Origin of the sequence: Kitasatospora sp. NPDC058190 (assembly GCF_042883685.1) — a bacterium.
In the GTDB taxonomy this organism is placed as follows: Bacteria; Actinomycetota; Actinomycetes; order Streptomycetales; family Streptomycetaceae; genus Kitasatospora.
Window position 1 is genome coordinate 1 of the sequence record NZ_JBHVVI010000004.1, and the last position, 17,682, is coordinate 17,682.

The 17,682-nt window shown below is 72.6% G+C and carries 15 protein-coding genes; 4 read left to right on the forward strand and 11 right to left on the reverse strand.

Features of this window, described 5'->3' with window-relative positions; translation table 11 throughout:
- Positions 1–32: 32 nt before the first annotated feature.
- The 7 genes from ACFVWU_RS02745 to ACFVWU_RS02775 form a co-directional block, all read right to left on the reverse strand.
- A complete protein-coding gene (locus ACFVWU_RS02745) occupies positions 33–1,073 on the reverse strand; it encodes an ABC transporter permease (RefSeq protein ID WP_387614547.1) in 1,041 nt (346 codons plus the stop codon).
- Entirely contained in the window at positions 1,070–2,644 is a 1,575-nt protein-coding gene (locus tag ACFVWU_RS02750; RefSeq protein ID WP_387614549.1) for a sugar ABC transporter ATP-binding protein, read from the reverse strand. Before ACFVWU_RS02750 ends, ACFVWU_RS02745 begins: the two co-directional genes overlap by 4 nt.
- 119 nt (positions 2,645–2,763) lie before the next feature.
- Entirely contained in the window at positions 2,764–3,813 is a 1,050-nt protein-coding gene (locus ACFVWU_RS02755; protein ID WP_387614552.1) for a substrate-binding domain-containing protein, read from the reverse strand.
- Between the two features lie 485 nt (positions 3,814–4,298).
- Positions 4,299–5,324, reverse strand: a complete 1,026-nt coding sequence (locus tag ACFVWU_RS02760) for a 6-phosphofructokinase (RefSeq protein ID WP_380610380.1) — start codon at positions 5,322–5,324, stop codon at positions 4,299–4,301.
- A gap of 350 nt (positions 5,325–5,674) precedes the next feature.
- Positions 5,675–6,403 carry a type 1 glutamine amidotransferase gene (locus ACFVWU_RS02765; RefSeq protein ID WP_387614554.1) on the reverse strand — a complete coding sequence of 243 codons (729 nt, stop codon included), beginning with the start codon at positions 6,401–6,403 and terminating at the stop codon, positions 5,675–5,677.
- A gap of 46 nt (positions 6,404–6,449) precedes the next feature.
- A complete protein-coding gene (locus ACFVWU_RS02770) occupies positions 6,450–7,712 on the reverse strand; it encodes a MurT ligase domain-containing protein (protein WP_387614556.1) in 1,263 nt (420 codons plus the stop codon).
- A 261-nt stretch (positions 7,713–7,973) separates the two neighbouring features.
- A complete protein-coding gene (locus ACFVWU_RS02775) occupies positions 7,974–8,690 on the reverse strand; it encodes a GNAT family N-acetyltransferase (protein WP_387614559.1) in 717 nt (238 codons plus the stop codon).
- 267 nt (positions 8,691–8,957) lie between these two features.
- Here ACFVWU_RS02775 and ACFVWU_RS02780 point away from each other — a divergent pair, with 267 nt between their 5' ends.
- Positions 8,958–9,191 (forward strand): hypothetical protein, encoded by a 234-nt coding sequence (locus ACFVWU_RS02780; RefSeq protein WP_387614562.1) that lies wholly within the window; start codon positions 8,958–8,960, stop codon positions 9,189–9,191.
- A 67-nt stretch (positions 9,192–9,258) separates the two neighbouring features.
- Here the strand turns inward: ACFVWU_RS02780 and ACFVWU_RS02785 are convergent, their stop codons facing one another.
- The 4 genes from ACFVWU_RS02785 to asnB all read right to left on the reverse strand — a co-directional run bounded on the left by ACFVWU_RS02785 (position 9,259) and on the right by asnB (position 14,494).
- On the reverse strand, positions 9,259–9,684 hold the full coding sequence (locus ACFVWU_RS02785) for a hypothetical protein (RefSeq protein WP_387614565.1): 426 nt from the start codon (positions 9,682–9,684) through the stop codon (positions 9,259–9,261).
- Between the two features lie 77 nt (positions 9,685–9,761).
- Complete coding sequence (locus ACFVWU_RS02790) at positions 9,762–11,186, reverse strand: pyridoxal phosphate-dependent decarboxylase family protein (RefSeq protein WP_387614568.1); 1,425 nt, start codon at positions 11,184–11,186, stop codon at positions 9,762–9,764.
- 138 nt (positions 11,187–11,324) lie between these two features.
- Complete coding sequence (locus ACFVWU_RS02795; RefSeq protein ID WP_387614571.1) at positions 11,325–12,434, reverse strand: hypothetical protein; 1,110 nt, start codon at positions 12,432–12,434, stop codon at positions 11,325–11,327.
- Positions 12,435–12,643: 209 nt separating this feature from the next.
- Complete coding sequence (gene asnB / locus ACFVWU_RS02800) at positions 12,644–14,494, reverse strand: asparagine synthase (glutamine-hydrolyzing) (protein ID WP_387614574.1); 1,851 nt, start codon at positions 14,492–14,494, stop codon at positions 12,644–12,646.
- 193 nt (positions 14,495–14,687) lie between these two features.
- On the opposite strand from asnB, the gene ACFVWU_RS02805 reads away from it, so the two are divergent.
- The 3 genes from ACFVWU_RS02805 to ACFVWU_RS02815 all read left to right on the forward strand — a co-directional run bounded on the left by ACFVWU_RS02805 (position 14,688) and on the right by ACFVWU_RS02815 (position 17,674).
- Positions 14,688–14,963: a hypothetical protein gene (locus ACFVWU_RS02805; protein WP_387614577.1), complete on the forward strand. Its 276-nt coding sequence runs from the start codon at positions 14,688–14,690 to the stop codon at positions 14,961–14,963.
- A 36-nt stretch (positions 14,964–14,999) separates the two neighbouring features.
- Entirely contained in the window at positions 15,000–16,826 is a 1,827-nt protein-coding gene (gene glmS, locus ACFVWU_RS02810; protein WP_387614580.1) for a glutamine--fructose-6-phosphate transaminase (isomerizing), read from the forward strand.
- A 392-nt stretch (positions 16,827–17,218) separates the two neighbouring features.
- Positions 17,219–17,674 carry a CAP domain-containing protein gene (locus tag ACFVWU_RS02815; protein WP_387614583.1) on the forward strand — a complete coding sequence of 152 codons (456 nt, stop codon included), beginning with the start codon at positions 17,219–17,221 and terminating at the stop codon, positions 17,672–17,674.
- Positions 17,675–17,682 lie beyond the last annotated feature (8 nt).

Sequence of the window (17,682 nt, forward strand, 5' to 3'; positions counted from 1 at the left end):
GGCCCGGGCCCGACCGCGGCAGCCGGCGGGCGTCAGGCGGGCAGGCCGACCGCGCGTTCGCGGTTGCGGCGCTGCTGGATGACGACGGCGGCGACCAGCAGGGTGCCCTGGGCGACGTTCTGCCAGAAGGCGTTGATGCCCTGGACGGTGAGGCCGTTCTGCAGTGCGCCGAGCAGCGCGACGGCGAGCAGGGTGCCGCCGATGCCGCCCTTGCCGCCCTTGAGGGCGCAGCCGCCGAGGGCGGCCGCGGTGATCGACTGCAGCTCCAGGCCCTCGCTGCCGGAGACGGGCTGGCCGCTGCCGGTGCGGGCGGTGAGCAGCACGCCCGCGAGGGCGGCGACGGTGCCGGAGAGGGCGTAGGCGGCGATCAGGTACTTGTTGAGGTTGATGCCGGCCAGGCGGGCGGCGGTGTCGTTGCCGCCGATGGCGTAGATGTTGCGGCCGATGTCGGTGTACGTGAGCAGGGCGTGCACGGCGACGGCGGTGAGGATCAGCAGCCAGACCATGGTGGGCAGGCCGGCGATCTTCCCTCGGCTGAGGAAGACGAAGACCGGGTCGTTGAGCACGTAGCCCTGGGCCCGGCCGTCCGAGACGAGCTGGGCGACGCCCTTGTAGGCGGCCAGTCCGGCGAGGGTGGCGATGGTGGGGTTGACCCGGCCGTAGACGATGACCACGCCGTTGAACAGGCCGATGCCGGCGCCGATGGCGAGGGCGGCGCCGATGCCGAGGTAGGGGTTGGCGCCGGTGGAGGTGAAGACCATGGCGCTGGTGACGGAGGCCAGGCCGGCCTGGGAGCCGACCGAGATGTCGAGGCCGCCGCAGATGATCACGACGGTCTGGACGACGGCCAGCAGGCCGGAGATGGTGGCGGCCTCGGCGATGACCTGGATGTTGTCCCAGCCGACGAAGTTCGGGTTGAGCCAGCCGAACAGGGCGACGACGGCGACGAGGGCGCCGATCAGGCTGAGGTTCTGGCCGCCGACCGCGGCGAGCAGGGCACGCGGGCCACCGGACCGGGCGGGCAGGGCTCCGGCGTCCGGCACCGGGGCGGTCGGGGGCGTGACGGCGGTCATCGAATCTCTCCGGTCTGGGCGGGGGCGGTGGTGGCGAGGTCGTCGGCCATGGCGAGGGCGAGGACGGCCTCTTCCGTCGCCTGCTCGCGGGTGAGCTCGCCGGTGGTGCGGCCGTTCTGCATCACCACGATGCGGTCGGCGAGGCCGAGCACTTCGGGCAGTTCGGAGGAGATGACCAGGACGGCGGTGCCCTCGCGGGCGAGGTCGGCGATGATCTGGTAGATCTCGGCCTTGGCGCCGATGTCGACGCCGCGGGTGGGTTCGTCGAGGATCAGCAGGTCGGGCCTGCGGGCGAGCCAGCGGGCCAGGACGACCTTCTGCTGGTTGCCGCCGGACAGGGTGCGGACCTCCGCCTCGACGGAGGGCGCGCGGACCCGCAGCCGGTCGGCGTACTCCTGGGCGAGGTCCTTCTCCTGGCGGCGCTTGACGAACCGCCACCGGCTGAGTCGGCGCAGGCTGACCAGCGAGGTGTTGTCCCGGATCGTGCGGTGCAGGAACAGCGCCTGGGCCTTGCGCTCCTCGGGGGCCAGGCCGATGCCGGCGGCGATGGCGGCGCGGGGGTTCCCCAGTCGCAGGACTTCGCCGTTGAGGGACACCGTGCCGGAGCGAACGGGGACGTCGCCGGCCAGGGCGAGGGCGAGTTCGGAGCGTCCGGCGCCGATCAGGCCGGCCAGCGCGACGACCTCGCCGGCCCGGACCTGCAGGCTGATGCCGCGCACGTCGTCGGTGGTGACGTCGTCGACGTCCAGGACGACGCGGTCGGTGGCGACCTGCTGGCGGACGAACAGCGAGGACAGGTCGCGGCCGACCATGAGCCGGACGAGCTCGCTCTCGTCGGTGGCGGCGGCCTGGACCACGCCGGCCACCCGACCGTCGCGCAGCACGGCGATGCGGTCGGCGAGCTGGAAGATCTCCTTCATCCGGTGGGAGACGTAGATGACCGCGATGCCCTCGTCGCGCAGGCGTCCGATCAGGGCGAACAGGGCCTCGACCTCGTGCTCGGAGAGCGAGGAGGTGGGCTCGTCGAAGGCGATCGCGCGCGGCGGGACCGCGCCGGTCAGGGCCCGCATGATCTCGACCAACTGGCGTTGGGCGGCCGTGAGTTCGGAGCCGAGGAGATCGGGGTCCAGGACCTTGTCGAAGCCCAGGCGCCGCAGGTCGGCGACGATCCGGCGGCGCAGCCCGGCGCGGTCCAGGCGGCGCAGCCGGGTGCGGGGCAGCGAGCCGGCGTAGACGTTCTCGGCGACCGGGACGTGCGGGATGATCTCGGGTTCCTGCGGGATGATCCGGATCCCGGCGCGGCGGGCGTCCTGCGGGGAGTGCAGGTCCAGGGCCCGGCCGTCCAGCAGGACGCGTCCCTCGGTGGGGCGGTGGTCGCCGGTGAGGACGCGCAGCAGGGTCGACTTGCCGGCGCCGTTCTCGCCCATCAGGGCGGTGACCTGGCCGGGCGGGAAGGTGAGGGTGACGTCCGTCAGCGCCTGGACGGTGCCGAAGCGCTTGGACACCCCCTCGGCGCTCAGGCCGGCGGAGCCGTCCGGTGGCGGGAGGGGCGAGGGTTCGGGTGGGGTCATGGGGGCCTCGTTGGCAGTGCGGTACGAGCGGTACGGACGGTCTTCGGGAGCGGCGGGGGTGCGGCGGGGCCGGCGGCGGCCTGCCGCGCCGCCGGCTCGGCGCGACGCCGGGTGCGGCGTCAGCTGCAGGACACGCCCGCGGACTGCCAGGTCGCGGCGTCGACCATCTTGGTCGGGGCGAAGGCCTCCTTGGGGAAGTCCTTGCCGTTCTTGAGCTTGTCGTACATCGTCTGCACCGACAGGGCGCCGACGTCCTTGCCGTTGATGAACAGGGCGGCCTTCATGCCGGAGGGCTTGCCGGAGGCCCAGTCCTTGCACGCCAGGTAGGCGCCCAGGCCGACGCCGTCGATGTCGTCGGGGCTTATCCCGGCGTTCTGCAGGGCGGTGACGGCGCCCTGGACGTTCTCGTCGTTGCAGCCCCACGCCACCCAGTGCTTGACGCCGGGGTTGGCGGTGATGGTGGCGGCCACCTTGTCCTGCGCGCCGGTCGGGGTGTTGTCGGTGGCCACGTCGATGCTCTGCACGCCCGGCACGGCCTGGTCGAAGGCGGCCTTGGCGGCCTTGACCCGGTCGCCGCAGACGGTCACGTCCTGCTTCCAGGCGGAGAGGATCCGGGTGTCGGCCGGGTTCCAGCCGGCCTTCTTGAACTCCTCCGCGGCGCGCTGGCCGACCTGCTGACCCATCTGCTGGCCGGAGAAGCCGATCCGGGGCACCAGGTCGCCCGCGGCGCACTGCGCCGGGGAGGGGCCGCTCGCGCAGACCTGGTCGTCGGAGGTGAGCAGTGCGGCCTTGGCGTCCCGGGCCGTCTGGACGACCTGCGGGCCGACCGCCGGGTCCGGGACCACGATGATCAGGCCGTTGCTCTTCTGCGCGATCGCGGCCTGCACCTCGCTGACCGTCTTGTTGGCGTCGTCGCCGAGGTTCACGACCTTCAGGTCGGCGCCCAGTTCGGCCGCCTTGGCCTTGGCGCCCGCGGCCTCGTCCACGAAGTACTGCTGGTCGCCCTGCTTCTGCAGGTAGGTGATCGAGACCTTGCCGGACACCGGGGCCACCGGGGCGCCGGCCCCGGAGGAGGAGGTCTGCCCGGTGGAACAGGCCGTCAGACCGAAGGCGGTGACCAGGCTCAGCGCGGCGAGCGAGGCCAGGCGGCCACGGGGGGAGAGGTGCATGGTGGGGCTCCTGAGGGTGGGGGTCGATCAGCCAGTAGCAACAGAATCAATCAGAAAGCATCGCAATCAAACGCGATGGAGCAAAAGGAAACGCCCGGCTCAGGCCTGAGTCAAGCTCAGGTTTGCCTCTGGGGCGGTTTCGAAACCGTCTCGTTATGCCCGCCGGTCCTCGCGGGCGCGCTGCGCACTCCATCGGGCACCTGGCGGTCGTCCTGGTCAGGAGCGGTCAACGGGGGAGCGCTCGACGGCATCCACCTACCGGTCGATAGGTAGGTGGGTGCTCATGACAGCTTCGGGGAAAGCCGGGGCAGCGTCAATGGTCACGGCACCCAGGCGTGTTGGGTCGCCGCGATGATGTGTGGATCGATGATCCCGGGTTGTTGATTGGTGTTGGAAGTCGGGACGCGCGAGACCGGGCGAGGACGCACGCGGGCCCCCGGACCGTCAGGAGCGGTCCGGGGGCCCGAAGTGCGGCGGGCGGACGGTCAGATGACCGTCTCGGCCTCCAGGTAGCGCTCCTGGGGGACGGTCTTCAGCTCGGCGACCGCCTCGGCCAGCGGCACCAGGTTGATGTTGGTGCCCTGCAGCGCGGTGATGTGCCCGAAGGCACCCTTGTGGACGGCCTCGACGGCGTGCCAGCCGAAGCGGGTGGCGAGCACCCGGTCGTAGGCGGTCGGGGTGCCGCCGCGCTGGGTGTGGCCGAGGATCACCGGACGGGCCTCCTTGCCGAGGCGGTGCTCCAGCTCGCGGGAGAGCTGGGTGGCGATGCCGGTGAAGCGCTCGTGGCCGTAGATGTCCTTGCTGCCCTCCTCCCAGTGCATGGTGCCGGGCTCGGGCTTGGCGCCCTCGGCGCAGACCACGATGGCGAACTTCTTCTGGCGGTCGAAGCGCTCGCGGACGACGGCGGTGAGCTTCTCGATGTGGAACGGGCGTTCCGGGACGACGATGGCGTGGGCGCCGGCCGCCATGCCCGCGTTCAGCGCGATCCAGCCGGTGTGCCGGCCCATGACCTCGACGACCATGACCCGCTGGTGGGACTCGGCGGTGGTCTTCAGCCGGTCCAGCGCCTCGGTGGCGACCGAGACGGCGGTGTCGAAGCCGAAGGTCACGTCGGTGGCGGCGATGTCGTTGTCGATGGTCTTCGGCACGCCGACGATCGGCAGGCCCGCGTCGCTCATCAGCTTGGCGGCCTTCAGGGTGCCCTCGCCGCCGATCGGGATCACCGCGTCCAGGCCGAGGTCGGAGCAGTACTTCTTGGCCCGCTCCACGCCGTCCCGCAGGTGGCTCGGCTGCACCCGGGAGGACCCGAGGATGGTGCCGCCCTGGGCGAGGATGCCGCTCACCGAGTCCAGGGTCAGGGGGCGGTGGTGGCCCTCCAGGAAACCGCGCCAACCGTCCTCGAACCCGATGATCTCGTCGCCGTGGTCGACCACCCCCCGGTGCACCACAGAACGGATCACCGCGTTCAGGCCGGGGCAGTCACCGCCGCTGGTCAGCACTCCGATACGCATTAGCTTTGCAACTCCTGAGCAGAACCGAGGAACGGCCGGACTACAGGCTGGGACGACGAGCCGACACCGTAACGAGGCGCTCCCACACCGGGATGGCGGGGAGGTGGCCGCGGGGTGAAGGACCGGCCGATCCGGACGGAACGTCCGAAAACGGCCGTGAAGTCGAGCATACGGCCCCTGGTCCGGCCGGGCAGGAGCCGACGCGGGAGCGGCGCCGTCGGCGCCCCCGCGCGGAATTAAAGCCTGCTGCCGAGGAGGGTGTGCAGCCGGCAGCCCCATTGTCGTACGTCCGGGGCCGCCCGTGGGCCGGGTGACCGCATGGCGGGCACCCGGCGGGGCGTACCGGGGTACTACGAGGGGCGCGTTGCGGCGGCGATGCGCTCGGCGCGCAGCGCGTCGTACCAGGTGGTGTCGGCCGGCGGCAGGGCGTTGACGTCCAGTGCCAGCCGGATCAGCATGTCGGCGATGGCGGGATTGCGGGCCAGCACCGGGCCGTGCATGTAGGTGCCGAAGACGGTGTCCCGCCAGGCGCCCTCGGTGCCGTCGCCGGTGCCGTTGCCCCGGCCGACGGTGACGGTCGCGAACGGCTGGACGCCCTGGCCGAGGTGGGTGAGGCCCTGGTGGTTCTCGAAGCCGGTCAGCTGCGGCAGGCCGAGCCGCGGGTCCACGTCGGCCAGCACGTCGCCGACGCAGCGGGGGCCGTCGTTGCGGGTGGTCCAGACGTCGAGCAGGCCCAGGCCCGGCTCGCGCTCGCCGAGGTCGTTGATGAACTCGTGGCCCATGATCTGGAAGCCGGCGCAGACGCCGAAGATGATCGCGCCGTTCTCCGCGGCCCGGACCAGGCCGCTGTCGGCGCGCAGCCGCTCGGCGGCCAGCCGCTGGGGGCGGTCCTCGCCGCCGCCGATCAGGTAGATGTCCCCGCTGGTGGGGACCGCCTGGTCGGAGCGGACGTCGATCCGGGTCACGTTGAGATGGCGCTGGCGGGCCCGGCGCTCCACGACCAGGGCGTTGCCCCGGTCGCCGTAGGTGCTGAGCAGGTCCGGGTAGACCCAGACCACGCGCAGGCTGCTCTCACTCATCCTCGAAGGCCTTCCGTCACGAAAAGACTGGTGTGCGGGCGCGGCATCAGCCGGCCACGACCTTCCGCAGCTGCTGGAAGGCGGTGTAGTTGGCGATGGCCTCGATCCGGCCGGGCGGGGCCATCCGGACGGCCTGCTCCAGGGTGTCCACCACGTGGAACTGCAGCCCGGCGACCTCCAGGCGGACGGCCAGGTCCAGCTTGCGCTGGCCCATCACGAAGATGGGGTGGCCGGCCAGGCGCTCGTAGTCGACGTCCCACAGCCAGGAGGTGTCGGTGCCGTCGGCGTCGAGGGCGTTGACGGAGAGGAGCACCGGGGCCGGCGGGCCGTCGATCAGCGAGAAGGTCTCCAGCCAGCCGGCCGGGTTCTTGGCCAGCAGCAGCCTGATGTCCCGGCCCTGGTACTGGACCACGTCGTAGCGGCCGGCCACGGCGGTCACCGAGCGCATCCGCTCCAGCGCGACCTGCGGGGAGACACCGAACACGGCGGCGACGGCGGCCGAGCTGGTGGCGTTGGCCAGGTTGGCCCGGCCGGGCAGCTGCAGCTGGATCGGCCAGGCGCCGCGCTGCGGGTCGATCACGTGGGTGCCCTGGAGCGCCCAGTGCGGGTTGGGGCGCCGGAAGCCGCAGTCCTGGCAGAACCAGTCGTCGCCGGGGCGCTGCATCACACCGCCGCACGCGGGGCAGGACCAGGCGTCCTCCTTCCAGGCCTGTCCGGCGGCCACCCAGACCACCTTCTTGCAGGAGGAGGCGGCCCAGGTCACCAGCGGGTCGTCGGCGTTGGCGATGACCACGGCCTCGGTGTCCTGCAGGCCCTCGCGCCACTTCTCGGCCATCATGCGGGTCTCGGCGGCGCGGTCGAGCTGGTCGCGGGAGAGGTTGAGCAGGGCGATCGCCTTGGGGCGGGTGTCGCGGGCGACGGTCGCCAGGTACTTCTCGTCGACCTCGATCACGCCGAAGCGGGCCTCGCTGCCGCCGGCCAGGGCGGAGGTGATGCCGGCGGGCATGTTGGCGCCCAGGGCGTTGGAGACCACCGGGCCGGCGGCGCGCAGCGCCTCGGCGATCAGGCGGGTGGTGGTGGTCTTGCCGTTGGTCGCGCTGACCAGGACGACGTCCAGGTGGTCGGCGAGGGTGGCGAGCAGATCGGGGTCGAGCCTGAGGGCGACCTTGCCGCCGATCACCGAGCCGCTTCCGCGTCCGGCCTTGCGCGACACGGCTGCGGCGACCCGACCGGCCGTGACCGCGATCTTGGCGCGGGCCGGCAGCGAGGCGTCGCGTGCGCCTGTGGGCTCCGATTCGGTGCCTGCCATGCTCAGTGGTTCCTCCTTGCTGCGGCACCACCCGTGGCCGGATAACAGGCCGTCGGGCGGCGGGGACGGGGTCAGCCTACCGACTCCGTCGCCCGACCGGAGGACCCGGACCCCGCGCCGCCTGCTGAGACATGGGCGCGGGGACCGCTGACGGTCCGTCAAGGAGGGCGGTGTACGGAGGGACCCTTCGTTCCCGGGGGGACGCTCCGCGGCCGTCGCCGGGTTCCCGGGATGCTTGGTAAGGATGTAGTGAAGAAATGATCAGCGGCCCGGTGTGGGGGCCGGTGCGAGGGCGGTTCCGCCGGCCAGGGTGGCGGTGATCACCAGGGTGCCGTCCTCGGCGCGGAAGTCCAGCGGCGCGGCCAGCCGGCGCATCGCGGCGATCAGCGCGGCGTTCGCGGCCTGGGTCACCGCGTACACCGTCCCGATCCCGGCCGCCCGGGCCGCCGCGGTCAGCCGCCGCAGCAGGGCCAGGCCCAGTCCGTGCCGCTGCCAGGCGTCCTCGACCAGCACGGCGAGCTCCGCCTCGCCGTCGTCCCACATCAGGTGCCCGAGGGCGAGCAGCCGCCCGTCGGGGGCGGTCACGGCGAGGCTGCGGCCGTGCCGGGCGTCCAGCAGGTGGTCCAGGTAGCGGCCGGCGTCGCGGACCGGCCCGTGGTAGCGCAGCCGCAGTGCGGTGGGGGAGCAGCGGTCGTGCATCGCGAGGGCCGCCGCCTTGTCATCCGGCCCGGCGGGGCGCAGCAGCAGCTCGGTCCCGTCCGGCAGGGGCAGCCGGGACACCTCATCCACGGCCTGGGCGCTGAGGCGGGCCTGGGCGTCCGGACGGGTCGGCGCCGGGTGCGGGCGGGCCTGCCGGTACGGGCCGCCGGTGAGCGCGGGCAGCCGGGCGGCCTGGCCGTCGGGCGCCGCGCACCTGCGGTCGGACCTGCGGAAAGGCCGGTGCCAGAGCCGTTCGGAGCCAGTGCGTGATGCCGTCATGGAGGCGACGCTACCGACAGCGCGCTTCCGGCCGGTTACGTGATCGTGAACGCACTGATGCCCAGGGCGCAGGCGGCCCGGGCCGGGACGACCCCGTCGGAGGTCCGGACCGGCGCCTCATGCGGTCGGGACGGAGCGACCGCGCACTGACCGCGCACGGACCGGACACGCTCACGGACGGCTCAGGATCCGTGATCGCGGGAGCCCCTTCGGATAGGGATGGCTCGGCTTTTCGCCGAACCCACCTCGACCCGAAGGGGCTCTGCCATGTTCACCAGGAACTCCACACTGGCCACCGCCTGTTGCGCCCTGCTGCTGGCCGTACCGCTCGCCCTCGCCCAGTCGGCCGCCGCCGACAGCATCAGCAGTACCGGCAACAACGGCCCCAAGACCCCGGAGGAGGCCGCCACCTGCAAGGCCGTGACCGGCGCCCTGCTCGGGGGCTTCGGCAGCATGCTGGGCAACGCCGTGTGCGTCGTCCAGCCGCCGAGCAACGGCTGAGCCCCGGTCCTCGTCGAACCGGCGGCGGGTGCGTCCTCGGGCCCCGCCGCCGTCGGTCCCGGCGGTTTCAGGCGATCCGGGTCGGGGTGTCCTCGACGGTGTGGCCGGTGGCGGTGAGCAGGGTGGTGAGGGCGGCAGGGCCCAGGGATCGGGGAGTGCGGAGGAACAGTTCGTCGGTGGTGGGGTGGGGGTGGAGCGAGAGCAGGGTGATCTGGTGGTCGGCGAGGGTGGTGTGGGTGTGGGCCAGAGCGGTGGTGCGCACCCGCCACAGGACGGTCGGGGGAGGGGCGTGCGGTGACCACCAGGCGTGCAGCAGGGCGGCGGCGAGCAGCGCGAGGGCGGAGGTGGCGAGGACGACCGGGCCGTCGGAGCCGTGGAGGACGACCTTCGCGATCAGGTCGGCGGCGGTGACGGAGAGGAAGGCGGCGGCGAGTTCGACGGTGTCACGGCGCCAGCGGCGGGCACGGTGGAAGGAAGGCTTCGAGTGCTCCATGGCCTCCACCGTGCCCGACCGGTGTTTCCCGATCACGAACCCGCCGTGACCCGGCCGTTAAGGTCCGCCCGGCGGTGTTACGGGAGCAGCTCGCGGGCCGCGGCCTTCACCTCGGCGAGGAGCAGGTGCAGGTCCTCCTCGGTGGTCGCGGCGTTGAGCAGGCAGGCGCGGAGCATCTCGTGCTCGCCGAGCCGGGCGCCGGTGACGAAGACCCGTCCGCGCTGCTGGACGGCGAGCGGGAGGTCGCGGTTGAGGGCGTCGCGGGCGGCGGCGTCCCGGCCGGGGGCGCGGTGGCGGAACGCGACGATGGAGGTCTGCACCTCGGCGAGCAGCTCCAACTCCTCGTCGGCATCGACGAGTTCGCCCAGGTGCCGGGCGAGCGCGGTGCAGTGGGCGATGTCCTGGGCGAGGCCGGCGCGGCCGCGGTGGGCGATGGTCGCCCAGACCTTGAGGGCGCGGAACGGGCGGGTCTGCTCGGTGCCGTACTCGGAGAACCAGCCGAGCGAGCCGGCCGCCTCGTCGCGCAGGTAGGACGGGACGAGGCTGAAGGTGCCGCGCAGCTCGTCGGTGTCGCGCACCAGCGCGCAGCCGCAGTCGACCGGGACGCCGAGCCACTTGTGCGGGTCGAGGGCGAGCGAGTCGGCGCGCTCCAGACCGGCGTAGCGGTGGGCGATGGCGGGGTCGAGCCGGCCGAAGGCGCCGTACGCGCCGTCCACGTGCAGCCAGAGCCGCTGCTCCCGGCACAGGTCGGCGATCGGGCCGAAGGCGTCCACCGCGCCGGTGCCGACGGTGCCGGCCGAGGCGACCACCAGGAAGGGCAGCAGTCCGGCGGCGCGGTCGCGCTCGATCGCCGCCCGCAGGTCCGCGGTGTCCAGGCGGCCGTCGGGCCCGGTGGCGACGGTGCGCAGCTGCCTGCTGCCGAGGCCGAGGAGCTCGGCGGCCTTGCGGACGCAGGAGTGGGTCTCGCCGGTGACGTAGCCGACCAGCGGCGGCATCCCGGCCAGGCCGTCCTCGCGGACGTCCCGGCCGGCCTGCCGGGCGGCGCGGTTGCGGGCGGCGGCGAGGCAGACGATGGTCGCCATCGAGGTGCCGGAGGTGAGCAGGCCGCCGCCGGCCGGGTGCGGGAAGCCGACGAGTTCGGCGATCCAGCGGACCACGGCGCGCTCCAGGTGGACGTCGGCGTGGTCGCCGCCGGCCGAGCTGGGGTTCATCGCGGCGGCGGCGAGGGTGGCGAGCACCCCGGCGGGGGCGGGGGCGGAGTTGACCCAGCCGAAGAAGCGCGGGTTGCCGTTGCCCATGGGGTGGGGGAGGACGTCCCGACCGATGGCGTCCAGCAGCTCGGCGAGCGGCCGGCCCCGGTCGGGCAGCGGGGCGTCGAGCAGCGCCTGCCGGGCGGCCGGGTCCATCGGCTGCCAGACCGGGCGGGCGGGCAGTTCGGCGAGGTAGTCGGAGACGAGCTCGGCGGTGGCGTGGGCGGCGCCGCGGAAGTCCTCGGTGGTCATGGCGTGCTCCAGGAGGGCCGGGGTCGGACTGGGCGAGGCGCGGCTTCCTCGGCGCACCCTGATCAGGCGATGGTCGGGTGATCCTACGCAGAGGGCCCGCGCCGTGTGGCGCGGGCCCTCGTGCTGGGACCGGGTGGGTCAGTCCAGCGAGCCGGACAGTCCGCTCGCGGAGCGGCAGTAGCCCTGCATCTCCTTGTTGCTGATCTTCGCGCAGAGTCGTCCGGCCGCGCCGCCGTCGGTGTAGTTGACCGTGTAGTAGCTGACCAGCCCCTCCGTGCAGGCCTTGCGCTGCCAGCCGTCGGCGGCGGTGGCGCACTGCTGGGCGGCCCAGTCCTCGCGGTCCAGGTTGTACTTCATGGTGCGGGAGCCGACGCCCCGGCTGCAGTCCACGGCCCCGCCGTTGGCCTTGCCGTTGAGGCACCACTTGAGGGCCTCGGCGTAGACCTCGGGGTGGTTCGGGTAGTCGTGCGAGGAGAGGAAGAAGGTCGGGGCGTAGAAGTAGCAGGCGGACTGGAACAGCGCCGGCTGGTCCTTGCACGGGTACAGCGGGTCCTGGGCGAGCTTGTCGGCGGGCAGGTTCGCCTTGGCCTGCTCGTCCTCCTCGTCCGGGCCGAAGAGCTGCATGAACAGGCCCTCGGAGCAGCGGATCCGGTTCTGCTCGGTGGTGAACTCGCTGCACAGACCGCGCGCCTTGGCGACGTCCTGCTTGGCGACGAACATGGTGCCGTGGCCGACGCCGTGGATGCAGGGGCCGGTGTTCTTGGGGGCGCACAGCTTGAGCAGGTCCACCTCGGGCTGGGTGGAGGCGTTGAGCATCTCCTCGACCGCGCCGTGCAGGTAGCCGGCCGCGCAGGTCTCGTGCGGGAAGGAGATGACCTTCTGGAAGTCCTCGTGGTAGCGCTTGACCGCCGCGTGGCCGAGCTCGTGCGCGACCGGGTGGCAGAAGCGCACGGTGTACGGCTTCTCCTTGGTGATCCGGTCGAGGTCGGCGAGGGCGACGCCGGGGTCGGTGGCGTCCATCTCGGCCATCAGCTTGTTGCGCAGCGTCGAGCGGGTCCACACCGCCGGGTCGCCGGTCGGGGTGGCGCTCGCGGTGCCCGCCACGGCCGGCTGGGCGCCGGGGGCGGTGCCGGCGACGGCCGGGGTCTCGCCGGCCGCCGCGGGCGACCAGTCGGTGACGGCCACCGAGCCGAGGCCCAGGACGCCCAGGAGCACGGCGGTGAGAATCGCGAACACTCGCGGCTGCATGACGGGATCCCCCGGCGGATCGAGGTGAACGGTTCGCTCCCATCCTGACGGCGTGGGGGCGGGAAGCCGCGTTTTCGCCCGCCATTCGGGAGGTGTCGGCGACGCTACCGCATCGTGCGACGACCGGGCGGGGCGGGCCGGTTCCCGATGATCACCCGGACGGGTGCGGCGGTCCGGGCGCGGGCCGCCGCACCGTCCGGTCACAAGGGTCAGAGCTCGAGCGTCACCTGGTACTCCGTCAGCCAGGCGTCCAGGTCCAGCGCGAAGTCGACGCCGAGCAGGACCGACCGCGGGTCGGTGTCCGGGGCGAGTGCGGCGGCGAGCCGGCCCCGGTCGAGCAGGCCGAGGGCGGGGGACTCGTGCCCGGCGGCGAGCTGGGCGAGTTCGGCGCGCAGCAGCGTCGGGTAGTGCGGGTCGGCGGTGACCGGGTACGGACTCTTCACCCGGTCGGCGATCGCGGCCGGCAGCACGTCCCGGACGGCGGCGCGCAGCAGGCTCTTCTCCCGTCCGTCGAAGCTCTTCATCGCCCACGGGGTGTTGAAGACGTACTGGACCAGCCGGTGGTCGCAGAACGGCACCCGCACCTCCAGCCCGTTGGCCATGCTCATCCGGTCCTTGCGGTCGAGCAGGATGCAGACGAAGCGGGTCAGGTTGAGGTAGGAGATCTCGCGCATCCGCCGCTCCAGCGGGTCGGCGTGGTCCAGGTGCGGGACCTCGGCGATCGCCTCGCGGTAGCGGGCCCCGCGGTAGCCGTCCAGGTCGAGCTTGGTGAGCAGGCCGGCGTCCAGCAGGTGTTCGCGCGGGACGGAGCCGGGGCCGGCGATGGTGGCCATGCCGGCGAGCCAGGGGAAGTCCTGGGTGGCGACGGTCGTCGGGTCGTGGAACCAGCGGTAGCCGCCGAACAGCTCGTCGGCGGACTCGCCGGACAGCGCCACGGTGGACTCCCGGCGCACGCCCCGGAAGAGCAGCAGCAGCGAGATGTCCATGTCGCCGACGCCGTTCGGCAGGTCGCGGGCGCGCAGCACGGTGGCGCGCCGGGACAGGTCGGTGAGCTCGGCGGCGTCCAGCTCGATCACCGTGTGGTGGGCGCCGACGTGCTCGGCGAGCAGCTCGGCGTACGGGCTGTCCTGGGTCTGCCGCACCTCGTCGGTGTGGAAGTTCCGGTTCTGACCGGTGAAGTCGACGGAGAAGGAGCGCACCGGGCCGGCCCCGGCCCGGCGCAGCGTCATCGCGGCGAGGGCGGTGACGGCGCTGGAGTCCAGGCCGCCGGAGAGCAGCGAGCACAGCGGCACGTCCGAGTCCAGCTGGCGGTGGACGATGTCGTCCAGCAGGGCCCGGACGGTGGCGACGGTGGCCTCCAGCGAGTCGGTGTGCTCGCGCGCCTCCAGCGCCCAGTACCGGCGCACCGAGATGCCCTCGCGGCGCACCCGCACCACGTGTCCCGGCCGGACCTCGTGGATGCCCTGGTACGGGGTGAGGCCGGGGGTGCGGGTGTGGGCGAGCAGTTCGCGCAGCCCGTCCAGGTCGACCACCGGGCGTACCGAGGGGTGGGCCAGGATCGCCTTGACCTCGGAGCCGAAGAGCACGCCGTCCGGGGTGGGGCGGTAGTGCAGCGGCTTGACGCCCATCCGGTCGCGGACCAGCAGCAGCTCCTCGCGCCGGGCGTCCCAGATCGCGAAGGCGAACATGCCGTTGAGCCGCTCGGCCAGGCGCTCGCCCCACTCCAGGTAGGCGTGCAGCACGACCTCGGTGTCGCTGCGGGTGCGGAAGCGGTGCCCGGCCGCCTCCAGTTCCGCGCGCAGCTCCCGGTGGTTGTAGACCTCGCCGCTGTAGGTGAGCGCGGCCAGCACTCGGCCGTCGTGCTCGACCGTCATCGGCTGGACACCGCCCTCGACGTCGATCACCGCGAGTCGGCGGTGGCCGAGTGCGGCGTGCGGCTGCAGGTGGACGCCCCCGGCGTCCGGGCCGCGGCAGAGCTGGGTGGCCGTCATCGCGTCGAGGACGTCCCGTTCGGCGGTGAGGTCGTGTTCGAAGGCGACCCATCCGGTGATCCCGCACATCAGCAAGCCTCCGGTCTTCCGCTGCGTGTTCCCTGGATCACGCTACGTGTGGAATCGGCGCCACTTCAAGGGCCCGTCGGGAAGGTGACGGGCGGGGGTCCGGTTGGTTGCCTGAGCCGAAAGTCGTAAAGTCTGCCCGAATTCGGGCAAGATCTTTGGCTTGGGCGGGCGGCGAGACCTAGAGTCCTCACTCGTGCCGAGCTCACCCCACCCTCACGAAGACCTCCTCGCCCACCTCACCCGGACCAGCTCGCTCGGGCCCCGGGAGGCGGCGCGGGTCGTGGCGGAGGTGCTGGCGTACTTCTCCGAGAGCACCGAGGAGTACGTGCGTCGCCGCCACGGCGAGCTCCAGGCGCGCGGCCTGACCAACGAGCGGATCTTCGCCCGGCTCGCCGAGGAGCTCTCCGCCCGCCGCGTCGCGGCGCCGGAGCTCTCGGCCCGCCAGTTGCGCCGGATCGTCTACGGCTGAGCTTCGTCCCTCCAACTTCTCTGAAGGAGTCCACGCATGTGCGGAATCGTGGCCTACATCGGCCCCAAGGACGCGACCCCTTTCCTGCTGGAGGGGCTGGCCCGGCTGGAGTACCGCGGCTACGACTCGGCCGGCGTCGCCGTCGCCGGGCGCACCGGCGGGATCAAGCTCCGCAAGGTCAAGGGCCGGGTCGCCGACCTCGCGGCGGCCGTGCCGGCCCGGTTCAAGGGCACCACCGGCATCGGCCACACCCGCTGGGCCACCCACGGCGTCCCCAGCGACGCCAACGCCCACCCGCACCTGGACACCGCCGAGCGGATCGCCGTCGTCCACAACGGCATCATCGAGAACGCCGACGAGCTGCGCGCCAAGCTGACCGCCGACGGCGCCGTGTTCCGCTCCGAGACCGACACCGAGGTGCTCTCCCACCTGATCGCCGCGCACGCCACCGAGGGCGTCGAGCTGGAGGACGCCGTCCGCGCCGCGCTCGGCCGCGTCGTCGGCACCTACGGCATCGCGGTGCTGGATGCCGAGCAGCCGGACCGCATCGTGGTCGCCCGCAACGGCAGCCCGATCGTGCTCGGCCTCGGCGAGAAGGAGATGTTCGTCGCCTCCGACGTCTCCGCCCTGGTCCGCTACACCCGCCAGGTCGTGCACCTGGAGGACGGCGAGCTGGCCACCGTCCGCGCCGACGGCTTCCGCACCTTCACCGCGGACGCCCGCACCACCCACCGCCAGCCGTCCACCGTGGACTGGGAGATCGACTCCTACGACACCGCCGGCTACGAGCACTTCCTGCTCAAGGAGATCCACGAGCAGCCCACCTCGGTCGAGCGCACCCTCAGCGGCCGGCTGGACGAGCGCTTCAGCACCGCCCACCTCGGCGGCCTCAACCTGGACGCCCGGGAGCTGCGCGAGATCCGCCGGGTGAAGATCCTCGGCTGCGGATCCGCCTACTACGCGGGCGAGATGGGCGCGCAGCTGATCGAGGAGCTGGCCCGGATCCCCGCCCACAGCGAGCCGGCCTCCGAGTTCCGCTACCGCAACCCGGTGATCGAGGCGGACACCCTGTACGTCGCGGTCAGCCAGTCCGGCGAGACCTACGACACGCTGGCCGCCGTCCAGGAGATCAAGCGCAAGGGCGGCCGGGTGCTCGGCGTCGTCAACACCGTGGGCAGCGCGATCGCCCGCGAGTGCGACGGCGGCATCTACCTGCACGCCGGCCCCGAGGTCTCGGTCGCCTCCACCAAGGCGTTCACCTCCACCGTGGTCGCCTTCGCCCTGCTCGCCCTGCACTTCGGCCGCATCCACGACCTCTCGCCCGCCGACGGCCGCCGGATCGTCTCGGCCCTGCAGGCCCTGCCGGACCAGATCCGCGAGGTCCTCGACCAGAGCGACGCGATCGCCCGGCTCGCCGCCGAGTACGCCGACTCCACCGGCATGATGTTCATCGGCCGGGTCCGCGGCTACCCGGTCGCCCGCGAGGGCGCGCAGAAGCTCAAGGAGATCTCCTACGTCCACGCCGAGGCCTACCCGGCGAGCGAGCTCAAGCACGGCCCGCTGGCCCTGATCAGCCCCGAACTGCCCACCGTGGCCCTCGTCCCGGACGACGAGCTGCTCGACAAGAACCTCACCACCCTCGGCGAGATCAAGGCCCGCCACGGCCGGGTCATCGCCGTCGCCCACCGCCGCCCCGAGGAGAAGCTCGCCGACCACTGCATCCTGGTCCCCAAGAGCGAGCCGGAGTTGGACCCGCTGCTCCTCAACATCCCGCTGCAGCTGCTGGCCTACCACGCCGCCGTCGCCCTTGAGCGGGACGTGGACAAGCCGCGCAACCTGGCGAAGAGCGTGACGGTGGAGTAGTCCGCCGCCCGCCAGGCCCTGGGCCCCGGTCGCCGTGCGGACGACCGGGGCCAGGTTCGCGCGCGGGGGTGGCCCGTGACCCTGGTGCTGCCGGTAGGCGGCCAGGGCGTGCCGGGCGTGGGTCTCGTTCACGACGAGGACGTGGTCGAGGGCCTCGCGCCGGAGAGTTCCGCAGTGGGCCGCCGCCCGTCCCCGGCCTTTTCGACACAGTGCGGAAGCGCAGGGCACGGTGAGGAATTCCGTCCGGGGCCGGTGCCCGTGTCATACATGTCGCCGTCATACACGTCGCCTCGGACATGTCATGGGTGCTGACTGACCGCGCCTCCGGGTCCCGGCCACGCTGGACGAGCGATGGAACTGTCATGCGCGCCATAACTCCCCGAATACGCCGCGTGTGCGCCGCCGCGTGCGCCGCTCCACTGCTCGTGCTCGCCGGTGCGAATGCCGCCCCCGCCGCGCCCGGCTTCGTGCAACAGGCCTCAGCCGGTGGGATCCTGGCCCTGGAGAACACCGCCAGAGCCCAGGCCGGCTGTCCGGCGCTCACTGAGAACGCCCAACTCACCCAGGCCGCTCAGACGCACAGCAACGACATGGCCAAGAGCAACTTCTTCTCGCACACGGGCTCCGACGGGTCCACCACCCAGAGCCGGATCACGGCCTCGGGCTTCCCCCTGACCGACGGGGGTGAGGAGAACATCTCCCAGGGTGCGACGAGTTCGCAGGGTGTCTTCGACGGCTGGTGGAACAGTGCGCCCCACAAGGCCGCCATCCTGAACTGCAGCTGGACCAAGACCGGCATCGCCGGTGCCCAGCCCGGGAACTACTGGACCCAGGTCTTCACTCGCTGACCGAAGAG